This is a genomic window from Melaminivora alkalimesophila, from assembly GCF_000282995.1.
Classification (GTDB): Bacteria; Pseudomonadota; Gammaproteobacteria; order Burkholderiales; family Burkholderiaceae_C; genus Melaminivora; species Melaminivora alkalimesophila.
Genome location: NZ_ALEE01000269.1, coordinates 1 through 19,284 on the forward strand (window position 1 = coordinate 1; position 19,284 = coordinate 19,284).

The 19,284-nt window shown below is 60.2% G+C and carries 20 protein-coding genes and 1 pseudogene; 15 read left to right on the forward strand and 6 right to left on the reverse strand.

Annotation, left to right across the window (positions count from 1 at the left end):
- Positions 1–21: 21 nt before the first annotated feature.
- From ssb to argC, 3 genes are all read right to left on the reverse strand, one after another.
- Complete coding sequence (gene ssb, locus A612_RS04910; protein ID WP_019373424.1) at positions 22–555, reverse strand: single-stranded DNA-binding protein; 534 nt, start codon at positions 553–555, stop codon at positions 22–24.
- Positions 556–711: 156 nt separating this feature from the next.
- Positions 712–1,893, reverse strand: coding sequence for an MFS transporter (locus tag A612_RS04915; protein WP_019373425.1), 1,182 nt, complete (start codon positions 1,891–1,893; stop codon positions 712–714).
- Between the two features lie 116 nt (positions 1,894–2,009).
- On the reverse strand, positions 2,010–2,954 hold the full coding sequence (argC, locus tag A612_RS04920) for an N-acetyl-gamma-glutamyl-phosphate reductase (protein WP_019373426.1): 945 nt from the start codon (positions 2,952–2,954) through the stop codon (positions 2,010–2,012).
- Between the two features lie 220 nt (positions 2,955–3,174).
- Here argC and sucC point away from each other — a divergent pair, with 220 nt between their 5' ends.
- The 12 genes and pseudogenes from sucC to A612_RS16690 all read left to right on the forward strand — a co-directional run bounded on the left by sucC (position 3,175) and on the right by A612_RS16690 (position 14,370).
- The gene (gene sucC, locus A612_RS04925; RefSeq protein ID WP_019373427.1) at positions 3,175–4,335 is read left to right on the forward strand and encodes an ADP-forming succinate--CoA ligase subunit beta; all 1,161 of its coding nucleotides are present in this window, start codon (positions 3,175–3,177) and stop codon (positions 4,333–4,335) included.
- A gap of 22 nt (positions 4,336–4,357) precedes the next feature.
- Complete coding sequence (gene sucD, locus A612_RS04930; RefSeq protein ID WP_019373428.1) at positions 4,358–5,251, forward strand: succinate--CoA ligase subunit alpha; 894 nt, start codon at positions 4,358–4,360, stop codon at positions 5,249–5,251.
- A 171-nt stretch (positions 5,252–5,422) separates the two neighbouring features.
- The gene (locus tag A612_RS04935; RefSeq protein ID WP_040436109.1) at positions 5,423–5,719 is read left to right on the forward strand and encodes a type II toxin-antitoxin system MqsR family toxin; all 297 of its coding nucleotides are present in this window, start codon (positions 5,423–5,425) and stop codon (positions 5,717–5,719) included.
- A gap of 2 nt (positions 5,720–5,721) precedes the next feature.
- Positions 5,722–6,123 carry a type II toxin-antitoxin system MqsA family antitoxin gene (locus A612_RS04940; protein WP_040436110.1) on the forward strand — a complete coding sequence of 134 codons (402 nt, stop codon included), beginning with the start codon at positions 5,722–5,724 and terminating at the stop codon, positions 6,121–6,123.
- A gap of 61 nt (positions 6,124–6,184) precedes the next feature.
- On the forward strand, positions 6,185–6,964 hold the full coding sequence (locus A612_RS04945) for a Stp1/IreP family PP2C-type Ser/Thr phosphatase (RefSeq protein WP_040436111.1): 780 nt from the start codon (positions 6,185–6,187) through the stop codon (positions 6,962–6,964).
- A 127-nt stretch (positions 6,965–7,091) separates the two neighbouring features.
- Positions 7,092–7,742 (forward strand): FHA domain-containing protein, encoded by a 651-nt coding sequence (locus A612_RS04950; protein ID WP_040436113.1) that lies wholly within the window; start codon positions 7,092–7,094, stop codon positions 7,740–7,742.
- A 56-nt stretch (positions 7,743–7,798) separates the two neighbouring features.
- Positions 7,799–7,906: pseudogene (locus A612_RS17810) on the forward strand (type II toxin-antitoxin system TacA family antitoxin); the annotation flags it as partial.
- A gap of 46 nt (positions 7,907–7,952) precedes the next feature.
- Positions 7,953–9,209 (forward strand): RNA-guided endonuclease InsQ/TnpB family protein, encoded by a 1,257-nt coding sequence (locus tag A612_RS04955; protein WP_019373433.1) that lies wholly within the window; start codon positions 7,953–7,955, stop codon positions 9,207–9,209.
- A gap of 426 nt (positions 9,210–9,635) precedes the next feature.
- A complete protein-coding gene (locus A612_RS04960; protein ID WP_277422519.1) occupies positions 9,636–10,076 on the forward strand; it encodes a pilin in 441 nt (146 codons plus the stop codon).
- Between the two features lie 69 nt (positions 10,077–10,145).
- Positions 10,146–11,399 (forward strand): glycosyltransferase family 87 protein, encoded by a 1,254-nt coding sequence (locus tag A612_RS16430; RefSeq protein WP_081501101.1) that lies wholly within the window; start codon positions 10,146–10,148, stop codon positions 11,397–11,399.
- Positions 11,400–11,401: 2 nt separating this feature from the next.
- The gene (locus tag A612_RS16970; RefSeq protein WP_141630325.1) at positions 11,402–13,069 is read left to right on the forward strand and encodes a hypothetical protein; all 1,668 of its coding nucleotides are present in this window, start codon (positions 11,402–11,404) and stop codon (positions 13,067–13,069) included.
- A 263-nt stretch (positions 13,070–13,332) separates the two neighbouring features.
- On the forward strand, positions 13,333–14,370 hold the full coding sequence (locus A612_RS16690; protein ID WP_206536109.1) for a phosphatase PAP2 family protein: 1,038 nt from the start codon (positions 13,333–13,335) through the stop codon (positions 14,368–14,370).
- 124 nt (positions 14,371–14,494) lie between these two features.
- Here A612_RS16690 and A612_RS04965 read toward each other — a convergent pair whose 3' ends face one another.
- Genes A612_RS04965 through A612_RS04975 form a run of 3 tightly spaced genes read right to left on the reverse strand, consistent with a single transcriptional unit; the run spans position 14,495 to position 16,959 of the window.
- Positions 14,495–15,247, reverse strand: coding sequence for an SDR family NAD(P)-dependent oxidoreductase (locus tag A612_RS04965; protein WP_019373434.1), 753 nt, complete (start codon positions 15,245–15,247; stop codon positions 14,495–14,497).
- Positions 15,248–16,549 (reverse strand): FAD-binding oxidoreductase, encoded by a 1,302-nt coding sequence (locus A612_RS04970; RefSeq protein WP_040436116.1) that lies wholly within the window; start codon positions 16,547–16,549, stop codon positions 15,248–15,250.
- A complete protein-coding gene (locus A612_RS04975; RefSeq protein ID WP_040436117.1) occupies positions 16,546–16,959 on the reverse strand; it encodes a GtrA family protein in 414 nt (137 codons plus the stop codon). The genes A612_RS04970 and A612_RS04975 overlap by 4 nt, the downstream gene beginning before the upstream one ends.
- Between A612_RS04975 and A612_RS04980 the strand changes: the two genes are divergently transcribed.
- The 3 genes from A612_RS04980 to A612_RS04990 all read left to right on the forward strand — a co-directional run.
- Complete coding sequence (locus A612_RS04980) at positions 16,947–17,870, forward strand: decaprenyl-phosphate phosphoribosyltransferase (protein ID WP_075807019.1); 924 nt, start codon at positions 16,947–16,949, stop codon at positions 17,868–17,870. The two genes, A612_RS04975 and A612_RS04980, sit on opposite strands and share 13 nt — an antisense overlap.
- Before the next feature lie 2 nt (positions 17,871–17,872).
- Entirely contained in the window at positions 17,873–18,307 is a 435-nt protein-coding gene (locus A612_RS04985) for a divergent PAP2 family protein (RefSeq protein WP_019373438.1), read from the forward strand.
- Positions 18,308–18,629: 322 nt separating this feature from the next.
- Positions 18,630–19,284: transposase (locus A612_RS04990; protein ID WP_019373439.1), on the forward strand; the 655-nt coding region annotated here is incomplete at its 3' end.

Consider the following 19,284-nt stretch of genomic DNA (forward strand, 5'->3'; position numbering starts at 1 on the left):
CAACCGCCGGGCCGCCGGGCCTCAGAACGGGATGTCGTCTTCCAGCTCGTCGAAGCCCGACGAGGAAGCGGGCGGGCGCTGCGCCGGGGCGGGCGCTGCGGCCGGGCGGCTCGCCGCCGCCGGGGCGCGCGCCGCAGCAGGGGCGCGGCGCGGGCTGCTGTCGAAGCCGTCGTCGAACTGGTCGCCGCCCTGGCTGCCGCCACCGCCGCCGCCCATGCCCTGGCGGCCTCCCAGCATCTGCATGGTGTCGGCGCGGATCTCCGTGGTGTAGCGCTCCTGGCCGGACTGGTCGGTCCACTTGCGCGTGCGCAGCGAGCCTTCCACGTAGACCTGCGAGCCCTTCTTCAGGTACTGGCCCACGATCTCGGCCAGCCGGCCGTGGAACACCACGCTGTGCCACTCCGTGGCTTCCTTGTTCTCGCCGGTGTTCTTGTCGCGCCAGCGGTCGGTGGTGGCGATGCGCACGTTCGCCACCTGGTCGCCGCTCGGGAAAGTGCGCATTTCCGGGTCACGGCCCAGGTTGCCGACGAGGATGACTTTGTTGACGGATGCCATGGGAAAGACTTTCTTTCAAGTTGAGGACAGCCCGGATGACCAAGCAAAAGACCCGGGCCAGATAGGTCGGGAAGCGCCGCGGGCGGCAGCTTCCCGGGCGCAGCATACGGCCTTGTGGCAAGTCCGCGCAAGCGGCAGTGCAACAAGGGGATTTTTCTAGGAACGGGCCGCGCGCTCCACCGGCCGAAGCGGCCAGGTGATGGCCAGCCACGCCGCCGCCAGCAGCGCCGTGGCGGCGAACAGCCCCGGCGCGCCGGCCCACTTGGCAAGCGCCCCGCCGAGCGCCCCACCGGCGAACAATCCTAGCGATTGCAGCGTGTTGTACGCCCCCAGCGCCGCGCCGCGCAGATTGTCCGGCGCCATGCGCGAGACCAGGCTGGGCTGCGTGGCCTCCAGCATGTTGAAGCCGCAAAAGAACACGAACAGCAACCCGCCCAACAGCAGCAGCGAAGGCTGCGCGCCCGCCACCGTCAGCAGCGCCAGCGCCGCCTGCACCGCCAGCACCAGCCCGATCGACAGCAGCAGCGCCGCGCGCAGGCGTCCGCGCCGCTCCATGGCGAACAGCCCGCCCATGGCCAGCACCGACAGCACCAGCGCCGGCAGATAGACCTGCCAGTGCGCGTCCTTGGCCAGCCCGCCCTGCACCAGCAGGGCCGGCACCGCCACCCACATCGCCATCTGTACCGTGTGCAGTGCGAACACCCCGGCATTGAGCCGCAGCAGGTCCGCGTGGCGCCACACCGCCGACAGTGGCGCGCGCGGCGCATCCGGCCGGCGTGCCGGCTCGGGCGGCGTCATCCACAGCACCAGCGCGATGCCGGCCAGCGCCAGCGCGCAGGTCAGCCCGAACAGCCCCGGCAACCCGACCCACGCCGTCAGCGGCGGCGCCGCCACCAGCGCAATCGCGAACATCAGGCCGATGCTGATCCCCACCAGCGCCATCGCCTTGGTGCGCACCACCTCGCGCGTCTGGTCGGCCAAGAGCGCCGTCACCGCCGCCGACACCGCGCCCGCGCCCTGCAGCGCCCGGCCCCACAGCAATCCCATGACCGAATCCGCCAGCGCCGCGACCAGGCTGCCCGCCGCGAACACCAGCAGGCCCAGCACGATCACCCGCTTGCGCCCGAAGCGGTCCGACGCCAGCCCCACCGGCAGCTGCAGGAAGGCCTGCGTCAGCCCGTAGATGCCCATCGCCAGGCCGACCAGCGCCGGATCGTCGCCGCCCGGGTACTTGCGCGCCTCCAACATGAACACCGGCAGCACCAGGAACAGCCCCAGCATCCGCAGCGCGAAGATCAGCGCCAGGCTGACGCTCGCGCGCCGCTCGTCGCGCGTCATGCGGGTGGCGGGAGCGGGGGCGGCAGCGGCGTTGGCGGAAAGGGTCTTGGGCGGCACGGAAGAAGGCAAGAGGATTCAGGAAGGAGGTCGGCAGCGGGGCATTTTGCCCCTTGGCCCTACAGCCCCAGCATCAGCCGCAGGTTCTGCACCGCCGCCCCGCTCGCGCCCTTGCCCAGGTTATCGAGGCGCGCCACCAGCACCGCATGGCGATGGTCCTCGTTGGGAAACACGCGCAGCTCCAGCTGGTTGGTGTCGTTCAGCGCCACGGCGTCGAGCTTGCCGTCCTCCGTGGGCGGCAGGACGCGCACCCACTGCTCGGGCGTGTTGCTTGCCGCGTAGTGCGCCGCCAGCGCGTCGTGCAGATCGCTCGCCTTCGGCTTGCCCGGCAGCAGGTCCAGGTGCAGCGGCAGCTGCACCAGCATCCCCTGGCGGAAATTGCCCACCGACGGAATGAAGATCGGCCGGCGCTGCAGCCCCGTGTATTTCATGATCTCCGGCAGGTGCTTGTGCGACAGCCCGAGCGCATACAGCTCGAACGGCGCCGCCCGGCCATCCTCGTAGGCCTCGATCATCGCCCGCCCGCCGCCGGAGTAGCCGCTCACCGACGGCAGCGCGAGCGGATGGTCCGCCGGCACCAGCCCGGCATCGACCAGCGGGCGCAGCAGCGCGATGGCGCCGGTGGAATAGCAGCCCGGGTTGGACACCCGCTCGGCCGAGCGCACCTGTTGCGCCTGGCCGGCGCACAGCTCCGGAAAGCCGAACACCCAGCCCGGCGCCGTGCGGTGCGCCGTCGAGGCATCGACGATCTTGATCGGCCGGCCCGTCTCGGCCGTCACGGCATCGACCAGCGCCACGCTCTCGCGTGCCGCGTCGTCGTGCAGGCACAGTACCACCAGATCCACGCTGGCCAGCAGCTCGCGCTTGGCGCCCGCGTCCTTGCGCAGCTCGGGCGCGATGCTCACCAGCTCCACCTGCGGCATGGACTGCAGGCGCTCGCGGATCTGCAGGCCGGTAGTGCCTGCCTCGCCATCGATGAAGACCTTGAAGACCGGGGTGGACATGGGCTGCTCCTGGGGTGGGTGGGAAGGGTGTGCGGCGCGCCGGCGCCCCTGCTGTCAAGCTGGGGTAAGTTCGCGCCAGCACAATGGTGCGTTGCAGCATGATACAGTCGCCGGCTGCCTGTCCCGAGCCTGCGGTCCGACTGCGTCCGGTTGTCGTCTTCTCATGCCGCTTGTCGCGCACGGGTCACCGATCACCCTTCCCCTGAGAGAGACCTCACTCATGAAGATTCACGAATACCAAGGCAAGGAAATCTTGCGCAGCTTCGGCGTGCCCGTACCCCGGGGCATCCCCGCGTTCACCGTGCAGGAAGCCGTCGAGGCGGCCCAGAAGCTCGGCGGCCCCGTGTGGGTCGTGAAGGCCCAGATCCACGCGGGCGGCCGCGGCAAGGGCGGCGGCGTGAAGGTCGCCAAGTCCATCGACGAGGTCAAGGCGCGCGCCAGCGACATCCTCGGCATGCAGCTGGTCACGCACCAGACCGGCCCCGAGGGCCAGAAAGTGCGCCGCCTCTACATCGAGGAAGGCGCCGACATCCAGAAGGAATACTACCTGTCCGTCGTGACCGACCGCGGCACGCAGAAGGTCGCCTTCATCGCGTCGAGCGAAGGCGGCATGGACATCGAGGAAGTGGCCCACGCCACGCCCGAGAAGATCGTCAAGGTGTTCGTCGATCCGCTCGTCGGCATGACCCAGGAGCAGGGCGAGGAACTCGCCCGCGGCGTCGGCATGCCCGAGGATTCCAAGGCCCAGTTCATCGACGTCTGCCAGAAGCTCTACAAGTGCTACATGGACACGGACGCCTCGCTGGTCGAGATCAACCCCCTGAACCGCGACAGCAAGGGCAACATCATCGCCCTGGACGCCAAGTTCAACTTCGACTCCAACGCCCTGTTCCGCCACCCCGACATCGTCGCCCTGCGCGACCTCGACGAGGAAGACCCGGCGGAAGTGGAAGCCTCCAAGTTCGACCTGGCCTACATCAGCCTGGACGGCAACATCGGCTGCCTAGTGAACGGCGCGGGCCTGGCCATGGCGACCATGGACACCATCAAGCTGTTCGGCGGCGAGCCGGCCAACTTCCTGGACGTGGGCGGCGGCGCCACCCCCGAGAAGGTCACCGAAGCCTTCAAGATCATGCTCAAGAACCCCAAGGTCAAGGGCATCCTGGTCAACATCTTCGGCGGCATCATGAAGTGCGACACGATTGCCACCGGCGTGATCACCGCGAGCAAGGCCGTTCAACTTTCGGTGCCGCTGGTCGTGCGCATGAAGGGCACGAACGAAGAGCTGGGCAAGAAGATGCTGGCCGAGTCCGGCCTGCCCATCATCAGCGCCGACACCATGGCCGAAGCCGCCACGAAGATCGTCGAAGCTGTCCGTTAAAGCAGGCCCGGAGAACACACCCATGTCGATTTACATCAACAAAGACACGCGCGTCATCACCCAGGGCATCACGGGCAAGACGGGCCAGTTCCACACGGAAAAGTGCATCGAGTACGCCAACGGCAGGAATTGCTTCGTCGCCGGCGTGAACCCCAAGAAGGCCGGCGAGCGCATCTTCGACGTGCCGATCTACGCCTCGGTCAAGGAAGCCGCCCAGGAAACCGGCGCCACGGTGAGCGTGATCTACGTGCCCCCGGCGGGCGCGGCGGCCGCCATCTGGGAAGCCGTCGAGGCCGACCTGGACCTGGCGATCTGCATCACCGAAGGCATCCCCGTGCGCGACATGCTGGAAGTGCGCAACAAGATGCTGGCCAAGGAAGCCGCCGGCGGCAAGAAAACGCTGCTGCTCGGCCCCAACTGCCCGGGCCTGATCACGCCCGACGAGATCAAGATCGGCATCATGCCCGGCCACATCCACAAGAAGGGCCGCGTGGGCGTGGTTTCGCGCTCCGGCACGCTGACCTATGAGGCCGTGGCACAGCTGACGGAACTGGGCATCGGCCAGTCGTCGGCCGTGGGCATCGGCGGCGACCCGATCAATGGCCTGAAGCACATCGACGTCATGAAGGCCTTCAACGACGACCCCGAGACCGACGCCGTGATCATGATCGGCGAGATCGGCGGGCCGGACGAGGCCGAGGCCGCGCGCTGGTGCAAGGACCACATGAAGAAGCCCGTGGTCGGCTTCATCGCCGGCGTCACCGCCCCTCCCGGCAAGCGCATGGGCCACGCCGGCGCGCTGATCTCCGGCGGCGAAGACACGGCCGACGCCAAGCTCGCCATCATGGAAGAGTGCGGCTTCACGGTCACGCGCAACCCGTCGGAAATGGGGCGCTTGCTCAAGGGCCTGCTTTGATGGCGCTTCGACGCGCCTGAGCAGCGGGTGCGCCACTCCTTGATAAAGAAGCCAGCGGAGCGATCCGGCTGGCTTCTTTTCCATCCGATCGCGGCATAGCCTGCCTCGCCCGGGATTGACACAAGACCCTTTGCCCAAGTTGCCTAAAATAACCTATTAGGTTAAAATTTCATGGAAAAAGGAGTGCCCCATTGCAAGCTGTCTGCGGTCAAGGCGCTGATCGAAGCCGGGCAGGTACGGGCGACGTTTTCCGCATTGTCCGGCGGTGCCGCTTTGGGGTTGGACTTCGCCGGCATGATCGAGGTCATCAAGGCACTGACGCCACGCGATTTCTACAAGAGCATGACCACGCACGCCGACCATCGCATCTGGCAAGACGTCTACCGCCCCAGGACGGCCGTGGGCCACGTCTACCTGAAGCTGACGGTCGTCGACGGGGTGCTGATCGTGTCCTTCAAGGAGCTGTGAAGATGCAATGTCCTGCGTGCGGAGCGGCCGAACTGGTCTTCGGCACCCGCGACCTGCCCTACACCTACAAAGGCGAGACGACCACCATCCCGGCCGTGGCGGGCCATGCCTGCCCGGCCTGTGGCGAGAACGTGCTCGATGTCGCCGAGTCGGCGCGCGTGAGCGCGGCCATGCTGGCCTTCAACCGCCAGGTCAACGCCAGCATCGTCGATCCCGGTTTCATCGCCCAGGTGCGCAAGAAGCTGGCGCTGGACCAGCGCGAGGCGGCCGAGATCTTCGGCGGAGGCGTCAACGCCTTCTCCCGCTACGAAAACGGCAAGACCAAACCTCCGCTGGCGCTGATTCAGTTGCTGAAAGTGCTGGACCGTCATCCCGAGCTGCTCGAAGAACTCCGCAGTGCCTAGGCGCAGCCGCTGCCACCCACCCTCCAACCGACCGCTGCCCGCGCCTTTCCGCGCCTATTCCATGGCCTCCGACCCCCCTAGCGAATTCCACGCCCTGACCGACCGCGGTCGGGTGCGCCCCGCCAACGAGGACGCCGTGGCGGTCCACCCCGCCGTGGGCCTCATGCTGCTGGCCGATGGCATGGGCGGCTACAACGCCGGCGAGGTCGCGGCCCAGATGGCGGTGGAAGGCGTCGGCCGCGCCATGGAAACCTGGCTGCAAGGCCCCGAAGGCCAGGCCGCCACCGCCGCCGAAGCCCGCGCCCGGCTGGAAGCCTGCATCCAGGACGCGAACCAGGCCATCCTCGCCGCCGCCCGCTCGCAACCCCAATGCGCAGGCATGGGCACCACCCTGGTCGCAGGGCTGCTGCACGGCGAGCGCCTGCTTCTCGCCCACATCGGCGACTCGCGTTGCTACCGGCTGCGCGCCGGCGAATTGCAGCAGCTCACGCGCGACCACTCCTGGCTGCAGGAACAGATCGACGCCGGCGTCCTCACGCCCGTGGAAGCGGCGCTGTCCGGCCTGCGCAACCTGGTCACGCGCGCCCTGGGCGTGGAAGAGCCCGCGCCGCTGGAAATGCAGGAATTCGACACCCAGCCGGGCGACCTGTACCTGCTGTGTTCCGACGGTCTCACGGACCGGATGCAGCCCAAGGAAATAGCGGAACTGGCGCGCGCGCCCGTTTCCCTGGCGGACAAGGCGGAGCGGCTGGTGGCGCTCGCCAACGCCCTGGGCGGGCGCGACAACATCAGCGTCGTGCTGGCGCAGCTGCCGCCCGCGCCGGGCGAAGCCTTCCCTTGATGCAGCAGCAATACCCAGAATGAGGGATTGCGCCCGGATCTTGCTTTGTGTACGTTTTGTCACGAAACTGCGCGACCCGGCCGCATACTGCCTTTCGCCCAACCACAGAACGAAGACGCACTGAACCATGCCACGCTTGCTAGTCACCATCGACGGCGTCGTCATCAAGGAAGTCCCCCTGGTCAACGAGTGCACCCGGGTCGGCCGCCGACCGTACAACGATGTGGTCATCGACCACCTGGCGGTGAGCGGCGAACATGCCGTTTTTGTCACATCGCCGGACGGAAGTGTCGCCATCGAGGACCTGGGCAGCACGAATGGCACCTACGTGAACGGCCAGCGCGTCCTGGCGCGCCAAGAGCTGCACGGCGGCGACACCGTCGAGGTCGGCAAGTACAAGCTGCGCGTATTGGTGGACGAGGAGGCGCCGCAGTTCGAGCGCACCATGATCGTCAAGCCCGGGATGCTGCCGCCCGCCATGGCGCCCCGCCCGGCCCCGCCGCCCGCCGCGCCGCTCGCGGCCTCGGTGCGCATCACCTCCGGCCCTGCCGCGGGGCGCGAGATGGCACTGACCAAGGTGGTCACGACGCTCGGCAAGCCGGGCGTGGCGGTGGCCTCGATCACCCGGCGGCACCACGGCTTCGTGCTGGCGCACGTGGAAGGGGCGGACCTGCCGGTGCTGAACGGCACGAGCCTGAAAGGTGGGCAGACCATGCCGCTCAAGCACGGCGACCGGATCGCGCTGGCGGGGGCAGAGATGGAGTTTCGGCAGGTGTGATGCGGCCATCCAGTTCTGCCTGAGCATCAAGCGCGCGCTCCGCCCGGCTTGGGCTACGTGCGACTCCCCAGCAAGAGACGGTGCTGCGTCGTGCCGCCGAAGTGGCACACAAGTCGTTGACCCGGTGCGCGACAAGCCTCGGCCTTCAGGCCGGGGCAGGCTAGCGCGGACGGCGTAGCCGTCCTCAAACAACTGTATATTTAGCCAGCCATGCAACGCCTGCAAGCCTTCAAATACGAACTGCGCCCAGACGGCCAGCAAGAGCGGCAAATGCGCCGCTTCGCTGGCTCGTGCCGCTTCGTGTTCAACAAGGCGCTGGCGTTGCACAAAGAACGCTACGAGCGGGGCCAAAAGAAGCTCGGCTACGCCGGCCTGTGCAAGCTGCTCACCGAGTGGCGGGGCAGCATGGAGACGGCTTGGCTGGCCGATGCGCCGGTTCACCCGTTGCAGCAGACGCTCAAGGATTTGGAGCGGGCATACAGCAACTTCTTCGCCAAGCGGGCGGCATTCCCGCGCTTCAAGAAAAAAGGCCAGCGGGACAGCTTTCGCTACCCCGACGCCAAGCAGATCAAGCTCGACCAAGCGAGCAGCCGCATCTTCCTGCCCAAGCTGGGCTGGCTGCGGCTGAGGCTATCGCGCCCGGTGCTGGGCAGCCTGTGCAATGCCACCGTCAGCCTGTCCAGCGGCAAATGGTTCGTCAGCATCCAGACCGAGCGAGAGGTAGAGCCGCCCATCCCCCAGGCCAGCAGCGCCGTTGGCATAGACGTAGGGGTGGCCCGCTTCGCCACCTTCAGCGACGGCTCCTATCTGGAGCCGCTGGCGAGCTTTAAGAAGCACGAAGCCCGCTTGCGCCGCTACCAGCGGGCCATGAGCCGCAAGACCAAATTCAGCAGCAACTGGAAGAAATCGAAAGCCAAGGTACAACGTATCCACACCCGCATTGGCAACGCCCGCCGCGACTACCTGCACAAAGCCACGACAGCCATCAGCCAAAACCACGCGATGGTCGTCATCGAGGACTTGCAGGTGAGGAATATGTCCAAGTCAGCCAAGGGCAGCGCCGAACAGCCGGGTAACAACGTGCGGGCCAAGTCCGGCCTGAACAAAGCCATCCTCGACCAGGGCTGGTTCGAGTTCCGACGGCAGTTGGAATACAAGCTGGCCTGGAAGGGAGGAATGCTGATTGCCGTGCCGCCGCACAACACCAGCAGAACCTGCCCCGAGTGCGGCTGCGTGAGTGCGGACAACCGCAGGGCGCAAGCAGTATTTCGCTGCGTCGAATGCGGGCGCGAAGGCCACGCCGATCACATCGGCGCGATCAACATACTGGCGCGGGGACACCGCGTTGCAGCCTGTGGAGAGGACGTCAGCCGCGCAAGGCCCGCAAGGGCCAAGCGTGCAGCCTCGGTGAAGCAGGAACCCGCCGAAGCGACTCCATCCAGCCACGTGCTGGTTGGAGCGCCGTAGGAATCTCCGGCCTTCAGGCCGGGGAGGATGTCAACTCGCGCCCGAAGGTGCCAGCCAGCCCCCACCCAAGCCGCTGAGGCTGCCGCAAAACAGCACCAACTGCCGGCCAACCTACGTTTTTGCCTTACAAAAATGGCAGGCGTTGACTGACAAGCATGATCGTCAGCCGCAGGCTGGGCGCGGCAGCAACCCAATGCCATACTGCCGGCATTCATGGTCAAAACAGGGTCAAAGCCAATACTGGCAAGCGCTGGAAGCTATCAAAAACATAGTTGATCCAGTACCAGCAAAGCCCTATGAAAGTAAGGATTGCGTTCTTGGTGTAGCGAATTGTTTGCTGGCACGGATGCTGCGCTACCTCCTGCAACCCGCCGGGCCGTCCTGCGGGGGTTTTTTGGCAAAACCTGTTCCCAGGAGGACAACATCATGAAACGAACCATGCGTTCCGTACAAAAGGGTTTCACCCTGATTGAATTGATGATCGTTGTGGCGATCATCGGTATTTTGGCTGCTGTGGCTCTGCCTGCTTACCAGGACTACACCAAGCGTTCGCGCGTTACCGAAGGTTTGGCGCTGGCTTCCGGTGCCAAGACGGCGGTGACCGAGTACTACTCGTCGCAGGGCGCTTGGCCAACTGATAACGCCACCGCTGGGTTGGCGGCCGCTAACACGATCAAAGGCGATTCTGTGGATAGCGTGACCGTGGGCGCTAACGGTGTTATTACGGTTGCAATGAACTCTACAAAAGTCGCCTCTGGCAGCATTGTGCTGACACCTACTGCAAGTGCTTCCGGAGGGTCTGTTGAATGGAAGTGCACAACAACTCTTAATGCGAAGTATGTGCCAGCGACTTGCCGCGGTACCTGATTTAACTAATCACGCATAAAAGAAGCGCCTTCGGGCGCTTTTTTATGGACTTCAATCAATAGAAAAAATATGCAAAAAGAGCTAGAGATACTGATAAAGAGGCCGCCCACTTGGTTGTGGTTTCTGCTGCTGGTTTGGGCTGGCATCATTTTTCTGATTTATGCAGAGTCATTTTTAGACCAGCTTGCTGCCCCGATTGGCTCAGATTTCTACAAGTTCTATCTTTCTGCCCAGCGCTTGCTGGCGGGGGAGTCTGCTTATTGGTCGAGAGATACTTTAATAAGTGGTGCGGCTTCATTATCGAATGAAGTCCATGCTGGATTGCACCCCAATTTGAACCCGCCGTTTTTTAACGTTTTAATGGTGCCATTGGCTGCGCTTGATTATGGCATTGCATTTTCTCTGTGGAGTGTGTTTTCCATGCTCTGCGGCGCAGTGGGTGTGTCTTTGGTTTTGAAAAACAGGTGGGTTGGCACCCCGCCAGTGGTGGTAAATTTTTTGGTGCAGCTGGTATTTTTTAGTTACTACCCATCGTTTTCTAATTTTAATTATGGCCAGCTGGCATTTTTTATTTTTTTCATCTTGGCGCTTGCCTTGAATTTTTGCAACGCTGGAAATAAGACTGCTGGCGGCATTTTGATTGGGCTGGCCGCAAGTATTAAGCTGTTTTGCGGATTTTTTATTTTGATGCTGTTTTTTGCTAAAAGCTGGCGCGCATTTTTTGCTTCGGCGCTTACGGTGGCTGTTTTTGCTTTAGTGGGTGCGGCTTTGGGTGGGGTAGAAAGTTATTTGCAGTATTTTGCCATGCTGAAAACCATCGATTGGTATGGAGTAAATTGGAATGCCTCTTATACCGGGTTTTTCTACAAAATTTTGAGTTCTGAGTATGGCTTTGGCTGTGAAGCTGCCAGAGGGCTTTGGGTGCAAGCTGCCAATATGTTGACGGTGTTAATCGCGGCTTATTTTTCGTTCCAAATGGCATCGGAGGTAGAAAAAAACCAATTTAACGGTTTTTTTGCTCTGGCGGTTCCTTTGATGCTCATCATTAGTCCTTTGGGGTGGAGCTATTATTTTCCCTTACTCTTCTTGGTTTTTCCGAAGTTACTGGAGGAAGTGCGATGCAGAGGCTGGGGGCTGACAGTAATGGTATTTTTCTTAGGGCTTTCTATTACATTTCTAAGAATTGGCCTTGTTATCTTTGATGGCTTGGGGGCTGAGGGCTGGCACATGAATTTGCTGTTTTATGGGCTTTTTCTTGTGGTGCTTGCTGTGGTTTTCATGAATTACAAGCCAATGGATGTAAAAAATAAATTTGAGGGATAAAAATGCAGCAATCTTCTATTTTTTGGTTGAGGGCATGGTTTTTTCTGTTGCTACTCATGTTTGGCTGGGTGTTTTATGTGACTGCTTGGGTCACAGAGGATGCCTTCATTACCTTTAGGGTGATTGAGAATTTTCTGAATGGATATGGCCCCCGCTGGAATATCGACGAGCGCGTGCAGGTTTTTACCCATCCACTGTGGATGTTTCTGTTAGTGCCGATAGTGGCGGTGTGCGGAGACCCTTATTGGGCTGCTATTGGACTGAGCGCGGCATGTTTGGTTTTGTTTTTGGTGCTGGTTTTTCGCTTGCTGGGCGGCATCAATTTCGCTAGCTTGCTGGTGGCTTTTTGCTTTCTTGCTTCAACGGCATTTGTGGATTATTCTTCTTCTGGACTGGAAAATCCTTTAACCCATGTATTTTTGGCACTATTTTTGTTGAAATGGGCGTCTGGCAAGAAGGATTATTTTGGATTTTTTCTTCTTTTCTCGCTCTTGTATCTGAATAGGCCGGATTCCATTATTTTTGTGGTTCCGCCTTTGTTGTTTTTGATTTATGCTGATTTTTCGGCGGGCGGCGTGCGTTTTTTAAGAGCGGCCGCTCCTGCGGTGCTTGCTGGTTTGGCGCCCATGCTGCTATGGTTGATTTTTTCGCTGGTGTATTATGGCGCTTTTGTGCCGAATACGGCGATTGCCAAGGTGCAAAATGGCTTGGATATTTACCAGTCCATCCATCAGGGTTGGAGTTTAATTCAATACAGCCTAGAAAATGATGTGGGCACCTTGGTGTTTATTGGGCTGGGCTTAGGCTTGGGTTTTTTTGATAAGCGCTATATCAGTTTTTCTTTTGGAATTTTGCTGTATTTTTTCTATCTATTTTACGTGGGTGGTGATTATATGGCGGGCCGGTTTTTGACGGCTCCTCTGGTGGTGTCGTTGTTAATTTTTGGCTTGATGAGTGCAGGTGCTATACGGAAAAATAAGAATTTTGGCTATTACGGACTAGCTTTGGCATTGATTTTTTTTGCCGCAAAAATAGAATCCCATTTTTCTTTGGATTACTACAGCGCCCCATATATTGAAAAGAGTGGGGTGGCCGATGAGCGTGGGTTCTATTACCCATTTCTAGGGGTTCGGCCCACACTGTTTTATGGGAATTGGTTAAGGTATGATTTCTTGCAGGAGGGCGTGGCTTTGAGGGGTCATACCGGGAAATACTTGGTGAAGTGCAATATAGGCATGACACCTTATGCCGCTGGCGCAGACTATGTTTTTATTGACCCTTTGGCACTGGCCGATGGCTTTATAGCCAGGTTGCCTGCCGCCAGCGGTAGCCGGGTGGGGCATTATGAAAGATCAATACCGACAGGCTATTTGGAGAGCAGAATTTTCTATAAAAATCTACTGCAGGAGCCAGCACTCAGAAGGTTGTGGGACGATACGCACATTGTTCTGAGAGGCAATATTTTCACTTGGGATAGGTTTGCTGCTATTTTTCGGTTAAATTTTCAAAAAGAATTGTATTTAACAAATATCAAAAACCGGGATGAAATTCATTTCAATGGGCGTGTTTATAAAAAAACATCTTATGACTGCCTTGGAAACAGTGCTGTTGTCACAGTGGATGCTGCCACTCTGCAAATCATTCAAAAGAAGGATTTGGGTTTAGATTAAATTTTCATCTTATTAAAAATAAAGCGGGCAAGCTTGGTAAGTTGCGTTGGCTTTGTTGCATAACTCTGCGACAAGACGGCACTCCCCTTACCCCGGACATACCTATGCCACCGTCACCGTCACCGTCACCGTCACCGGACGGCCCAGTTGCGTAAAGCGGTTGAGTAGTGCCGTCGAGAGGCAGTGGTTAAGGTTTTATGTAGAAAATTTATTTTATGAGAAATGCGACTACTATTAGGCTGGCTATCGCGCTCACATTCGTCTTGACAGTTTTCTTGTGGCATTGGCTTGGGCCAGTTCATGGTCAATTTATTCCATCTTCTGCGCTCACCATTTTCTGGGGTGAGTTCGGAAACCCCCTTGCCTGGCCTTTAACGTTGTGCCTGATGCTTGCGGTTGCATTGAAAAAGCATCCAGCAACATATTGGATATCGAGGGAAAAAAACTTGGTGGGTGCAGTTCCTGTAACTGTGGCCTTCGCATTGTTTTTTCCCTTGCCAAATTCTTTGTTGTCGACTGTCGCGCTGCTACTCGTTGTGTTTTTGGTTGCTGCATACTCAGATATGCAGAAATCAATTCCCTTGATTACATCTGCGATTGTGGGGGTAGTGCTGGTCAGTTATGCGTTCACTGTTCTTAAGCTGTCGGTCTTCATGCTGGGTAGAGAGTTCGATATCCCATTAAAGCAAATAGATGCCTTGCTTGGTTTCGAAACCTTGCGAAATTGGCTAATTGAGGAAGCCCACGGCAGCAAAGGCCAAATAGTGCTTGCTGAGATCAGCTACCAGATGATTTTCCCTATCGTCGGAATGTTTGCGATTGCGAGCTATATTCAAGGTAAAGAACAGTACGAGACCTACGTGACTTCGCTTTTCTTGGTCTATGCTGTGGGTACTTTTCTATACATCTTAATCCCAGCCTGGGGGCCATTCATGCAAAGAGAATTCGCGGATCTCGCACCCAATTGGTTTTCTGATAGCTGGCGTGTGGCAGAGCTACAGAAATTTATTTCATTCAATTCCCTGAAGGTCCGGGCCGGTGACTATTATTTCACGGAGATACCAGTATATGGCTTTGTAGCGGCAATGCCGTCACTCCATGTTGCAACACCTGCGGTAGCCTTCCTTTTGAATATTCGCTATGGTGGTGTGGCGCTCGGACTGTCTGCCCTTTTGCTTTTAACTTCTGCGTGGGCGGCGATTGTGACGGGAATGCATTATGGCGTCGATCTGTTGGTGGGCTTTTTACTTGCCATGGTTTCAACAAAATTAGCGACGCTCAAAAATCGGTTGTCGAGCTGATTGGTATTTCAGTTCGAGGAATTAAGCACTAAGAAACCTCTGTGCAACCCCATTTTTGACAAATTTATCCTCGTAAGTGATTGATTTTATTGGATCGTAAAAAAATGGGTTATGGAGATCATCCCTAAATTTTCATCTTATTGAAAATAAACCCGGGCAGGTGCCGAATGATCATCATGATGAGCCACCATTTTTTCGGCGCATACACCACAGGTTTGCCAGTGGCAGTGCCATCCACTATCTGTTTCGCCACGCTTTCCACCGGTGCCAGCTTGGCACCTTGCCCTTTTAGGTGCGCCGTCATGGGGGTGTCGGTGGGGCCGGGTTTGATCAGCACGACTTTCACCGCGCTATCGGCAAAACGGTGTTGCAAACCTTGGGCGTAGCGCGCCACCATGCCTTTGGCCGCGCCATAGACGTAATTGGATTGGCGCCCCCGGTCGCCGGCCACCGAGCCAATCAGCGCAATGGTGCCGTGCTGGGCTTGCGCCATGTGCTTGGCAAAGGCTTCAGCGTAGAGCACGGGCGAGATGCCATTGATGTCCAGTGCTTCGCGGCAGGCTTGCAGGTCGTTTTGGCATTGCGCCTGCTCGGGCAGCGCACCGTGGGCAATCAGCGCGATGTCGAGTGGGCCAGAGGCGCATATGCCCGTCACCACCTCGTCGATGGCCGCAGGGTCTGAAAACGAAGCCTGCACGACATGGATGCGCGCTTGCGGGCTACGCACCTGCAAGTCGGCAGCCACCCGCTGGGTGCGGGGCAGGTCGCGGCCTACCAAGGTCAGTTCTGCGGTGGGTTGCTGTGCCAGCCACAGCCGGGCGCAATGCTCGGCCATCGCTGAAGTCGCGCCGATGATGGCGATTTTTTTGGGGGGCATTCAACTTCCCATTAAGCGGCGCGAAAGGCCCGAGCTGATGCCGGGGTCGCGGTAGGGTAAAAATTCTGGCAGGCGGGGGTAGCCTGCCTCGAACAGCTCACGTGGCATACGCGCGTCTTTGGCCAGGTAGATGCGGCCTTGGGCTTCGCGCACGATGGCGTCTAGGCGCTCAAACAAGCGGTGTGTGCGCGCGCCGTGGTTGGGAAAATCCAAGGCCAGGGTCACGCCGGGCTGTGCAAAGCTCAGCATTCCTACCGGCTGGCGGTTGCCGAAAGTTTTAAGCACCGCCAAAAACGAGCCGTCGCCTGAGCGGGCAATCTCGCGCAGCATGGCTTGGATGGCATCGCGCCCCACGGCACGCGGCACCACACTTTGGTACTGAAAGAAGCCGCGCGGCCCGTACATGCGGTTCCATTCCAGCAGGTTGTCCAGCGGATAAAAAAACGCTTCGTAATGCGCGATGGCCCGGCCTGCACGCCATTTCTTCAGGTGGTAATAGGCCACATTGAAGGGGCGCAGCGACAGGCGATTGACCAGCGACACCGGTGGCACCAGCGGCATGGTGCTTTGCCGGGCCGTAGGCAGGGGACGCGGCGCGGTTGCGACGGGGTTGCCGCGCATGAACACGCCACGCCCGCCACCGCCAGAAATGCAGTCAATCCACGAGACGGTGTGCTCCCAATGCGCCTCAGAAGCATCGGCCAGCTGGAAAAACTCGTCTAAGTTGGCATAGGCTAGCGTCTCGGTGTCCAGCCAGGGGCCGGGCGTGCGGCGCAGTTGCAGTTCGGCTTGCGTGATGATGCCGGTCAAGCCTACACCGCCCACGGTGGCTGCAAACCAATCACTGCGCTCGTGTGGGCCGCATTCGATGGTTTCGCCGTTGGTGCGCAGTAGCGTCAGGCGCAGCACGTGGTCGCCGAAGCTGCCCAGCACATGGTGGTTTTTGCCGTGGACATCGTTGGCAATTGCGCCACCCACCGTCACCAGCTGGGTGCCGGGTGTTACAGGCAGCATCCAGCCGCGCGGTACAGCCAGCCGCTGGATGTCGCGCAGCAGCACACCCGCTTCGCATACCAAACGCCCGTTGTCCTCGTTGAAGGCGATGAAATGGTCTAGCCCGCCGGTCAGCCACAGGGTGCCACCGGGGTTCAGGCAGGCATCACCGTAACTGCGGCCCATGCCGTGGGCCACGCCCGGACTGTTGTGGTGGCGCAAGGTTTGTTGGAGTGCTGGCAGGTCGCGCGCACTGAGGGCGTGGTGCGGCTCGGCGCTGAGTCGCCCCCAGGAGGAGACGGCTTTCACGAAGGCTCCGTATGGAAAACGTAGCGCTTGTCGAGGTAATATTTCGACACATAGCCAATCGCCAAACCAATCACCCCGCCCAAGTAGCGCATTTCGCGCGTGGCAAAGAGGTGGTGAAAACCAAACTCGAAGCCCCAAAAAATCACCGTGGTGGCCAAGCCCATGGTGGTGTAGAGGGCAAAAGTGCGTGTGTCATGGGCCACGCTGGCCGCACGAAAGCGAAAAATATAGCGTTTGTCGAGGAGATATTTGACCACCAGGCCCACCCCGGTGCCCACCACGACTGAGGCCACAATGGCCCCGGTGCCGCTGTAGGCGCGCACCGCTAAGTCTTGAGCGCCAATGTTCGCTGCGGTGGCGATCAATGCAAAAATCGCGTATTTAACAGCCAGCTTGGTTGAGGAAAACATTCAACGCTACCACCAAGATTAAAATGATGAATCGTACCGTAACCGCCCACTCGCCCTGGGCCCTGCTGCGCGGGCTGATTAAGCTCATGCGGCCTAAACAGTGGGTGAAAAACAGTTTTGTGCTGGCACCGCTGGTGTTTTCCGGCGAGTTTCTTGATCTCGATGCAATCGGGCACGCGCTGCGGGCCATGCTGCTGTTTTGCGCGGCTTCGTCGGCCACCTATGTCATCAACGACATGCACGACATTGAGCGTGACCGTCGCCATCCGAAAAAATCCCAATCGCGCCCGCTGGCGGCGGGAATTGTGTCTGTGCCTGCGGCTCTGCTCTTGCTCGCTGGCCTGTATACCGTGCTGTTAGGTGCCTGGTTTGTGGTGCCCAAGGTGCTGGAGGTGATTGCGGCCTACCTTGTGCTCAACTTAGTTTACACCTTTGTACTCAAGCACCAGCCCGTGGTGGACATCTTCACCATTGCCATTGGCTTTGTGTTGCGGGTGTATGCTGGGGCTGTGGCGCTGAGTGTGCCGGTGTCTTCCTGGATGTTCATAACCACGCTGTGCTTGGCGCTGTACCTAGCCGCCGTCAAGCGGCGCCAAGAATTGAGCCAAAGCGGCAGCGAGGGGCGCAAAGTGCTGGAAAAATACTCTGTCGCCCTGGTTGATCGCTACGCAGAAATGTCGGCTACGGGGGCGTTGTTGTTCTACAGCATGTTTGTGATGTCGGCAAAGCCAGCACTGGTCATTACTGTGCCACTGGTGTTGTTCGGCTTGTTTCGCTACTGGTTTGTGGTGGAGGCACTGGATGGCGGCGAGTCGCCCACCGATGCGCTACTGGCCGATTGGCAGTTGTTGCTCACGGTAGTGCTGTGGGTGCTGACGTGTGTTTGGGCGCTGTGGCCAGTGCAGGGGTGAATATGGATTTTTCGTATGCGCTAACGCCCTTTTTGGCCTGGCTGGTGGCGGGGGGGCTGAAATTTGTGGTCAACAGCTTGCGCGCTGGCAAGCTGGCGTTTGGTTTGATCGGCTACGGCGGCTTGCCCAGCAACCACAGTGCCATCGTCAGCAGCACGGGGGCGCTGATTGCTTTCAAAGAAGGGCTGGCGCACCCAGCTTTTGGTGTGGCCGTGACGCTGGCCTTCATCGTCATGCTGGACGCTAGCAGCTTGCGCCGCCAAGTAGGCAAGCACGCGCAGGCCATCAATACCTTAGTAGCCCACTCACCCGAGCGCCCGCCGCTGCGTGAACGCATGGGCCATACGCCCCTGGAAATAACGGCTGGCATCGCTGTGGGTATCTCGGTTGCTGCTGCGGTGCATGGCTTGCCTACTTGGCTCGCCGTGCAATCCTAGGCGGCTCGATGCCGCCATGACCCAAGCGCTGCACAACAGCGAACTCGGCGAGACTACCAGCCCGTAGGGTTTGTGGCGCTGGATTCGTTTTAGGGGTCAAATCGGCCTCCAGCCCTTGCAGAACAAGCGCAAGCAGCTATGAATTTTGATAAAGGCATGAAATAAAAGGACACCCACCTAGTTGCACCGCCAAAATGCGCAGCCACGCCCCCATCACGCCCCGACATAGGAACGAAATAAAAGGAACGAAATAAAAGGACACCCACCTAGTTGACCCCCCTAGTTGACCCCCACCGCCCACCCTGCCCCACACTCCCGCCCCATGACCCGCCCACGCTCCTCCCTCATCAGCTTGGCCGACACGCCCTGGTACCACTGCGTCTCGCGCTGCGTGCGCCGCGCCTTCCTGTGCGGCCACGACCACCACAGCGGCCGGAACTTCGAGCACCGCCGCGGCTGGATCGCCACCCGTATCAAGGAACTGGCACACATCTTTGCCATCGACGTGGCGGCCTACGCCGTCATGAGCAACCACTACCACGTGGTGCTGCGCATCGACCAGGACCGCGCCATGGGCTGGAGCGCCGAGGAGGTGCTGCGGCGCTGGACGCAGCTGTTCACCGGGCCGCTGCTGGTGCAGCGCTATCTGTCGGATGCGCGCGCATCCATGGGCGAGGCCGAGCGCGCCAAGGTGCAGGAGATGGCGGACGTCTACCGCGCGCGGCTGTGCGACCTGTCGTGGTTCATGCGCGTGCTCAACGAGTCGGTGGCGCGCCAGGCCAATGCCGAGGACGGCTGCACGGGGCGCTTCTGGGAGGGGCGCTTCAAGAGCCAGGCGCTGCTGGACGAGCAGGCGGTGCTCGCGGCGATGGCCTACGTCGACCTGAACCCGGTGCGCGCAGGCATCGCGGACACGCCCGAGGCGTCGGACTACACCTCGATCCAGGAGCGGCTGCAGGACACGGCCGGCACCGCCG

Coding starts and splice junctions, on each gene's coding strand:
- ssb (WP_019373424.1), bottom strand. CDS start 555: ATGGCATCCGTCAACAAAGTCATCCTCGTCGGCAACCTGGGCCGTGAC.
- A612_RS04915 (WP_019373425.1), bottom strand. CDS start 1,893: ATGACGCGCGACGAGCGGCGCGCGAGCGTCAGCCTGGCGCTGATCTTC.
- argC (WP_019373426.1), bottom strand. CDS start 2,954: ATGTCCACCCCGGTCTTCAAGGTCTTCATCGATGGCGAGGCAGGCACT.
- sucC (WP_019373427.1), top strand. CDS start 3,175: ATGAAGATTCACGAATACCAAGGCAAGGAAATCTTGCGCAGCTTCGGC.
- sucD (WP_019373428.1), top strand. CDS start 4,358: ATGTCGATTTACATCAACAAAGACACGCGCGTCATCACCCAGGGCATC.
- A612_RS04935 (WP_040436109.1), top strand. CDS start 5,423: ATGGAAAAAGGAGTGCCCCATTGCAAGCTGTCTGCGGTCAAGGCGCTG.
- A612_RS04940 (WP_040436110.1), top strand. CDS start 5,722: ATGCAATGTCCTGCGTGCGGAGCGGCCGAACTGGTCTTCGGCACCCGC.
- A612_RS04945 (WP_040436111.1), top strand. CDS start 6,185: ATGGCCTCCGACCCCCCTAGCGAATTCCACGCCCTGACCGACCGCGGT.
- A612_RS04950 (WP_040436113.1), top strand. CDS start 7,092: ATGCCACGCTTGCTAGTCACCATCGACGGCGTCGTCATCAAGGAAGTC.
- A612_RS04955 (WP_019373433.1), top strand. CDS start 7,953: ATGCAACGCCTGCAAGCCTTCAAATACGAACTGCGCCCAGACGGCCAG.
- A612_RS04960 (WP_277422519.1), top strand. CDS start 9,636: ATGAAACGAACCATGCGTTCCGTACAAAAGGGTTTCACCCTGATTGAA.
- A612_RS16430 (WP_081501101.1), top strand. CDS start 10,146: ATGCAAAAAGAGCTAGAGATACTGATAAAGAGGCCGCCCACTTGGTTG.
- A612_RS16970 (WP_141630325.1), top strand. CDS start 11,402: ATGCAGCAATCTTCTATTTTTTGGTTGAGGGCATGGTTTTTTCTGTTG.
- A612_RS04965 (WP_019373434.1), bottom strand. CDS start 15,247: ATGCCCCCCAAAAAAATCGCCATCATCGGCGCGACTTCAGCGATGGCC.
- A612_RS04975 (WP_040436117.1), bottom strand. CDS start 16,959: ATGTTTTCCTCAACCAAGCTGGCTGTTAAATACGCGATTTTTGCATTG.
- A612_RS04985 (WP_019373438.1), top strand. CDS start 17,873: ATGGATTTTTCGTATGCGCTAACGCCCTTTTTGGCCTGGCTGGTGGCG.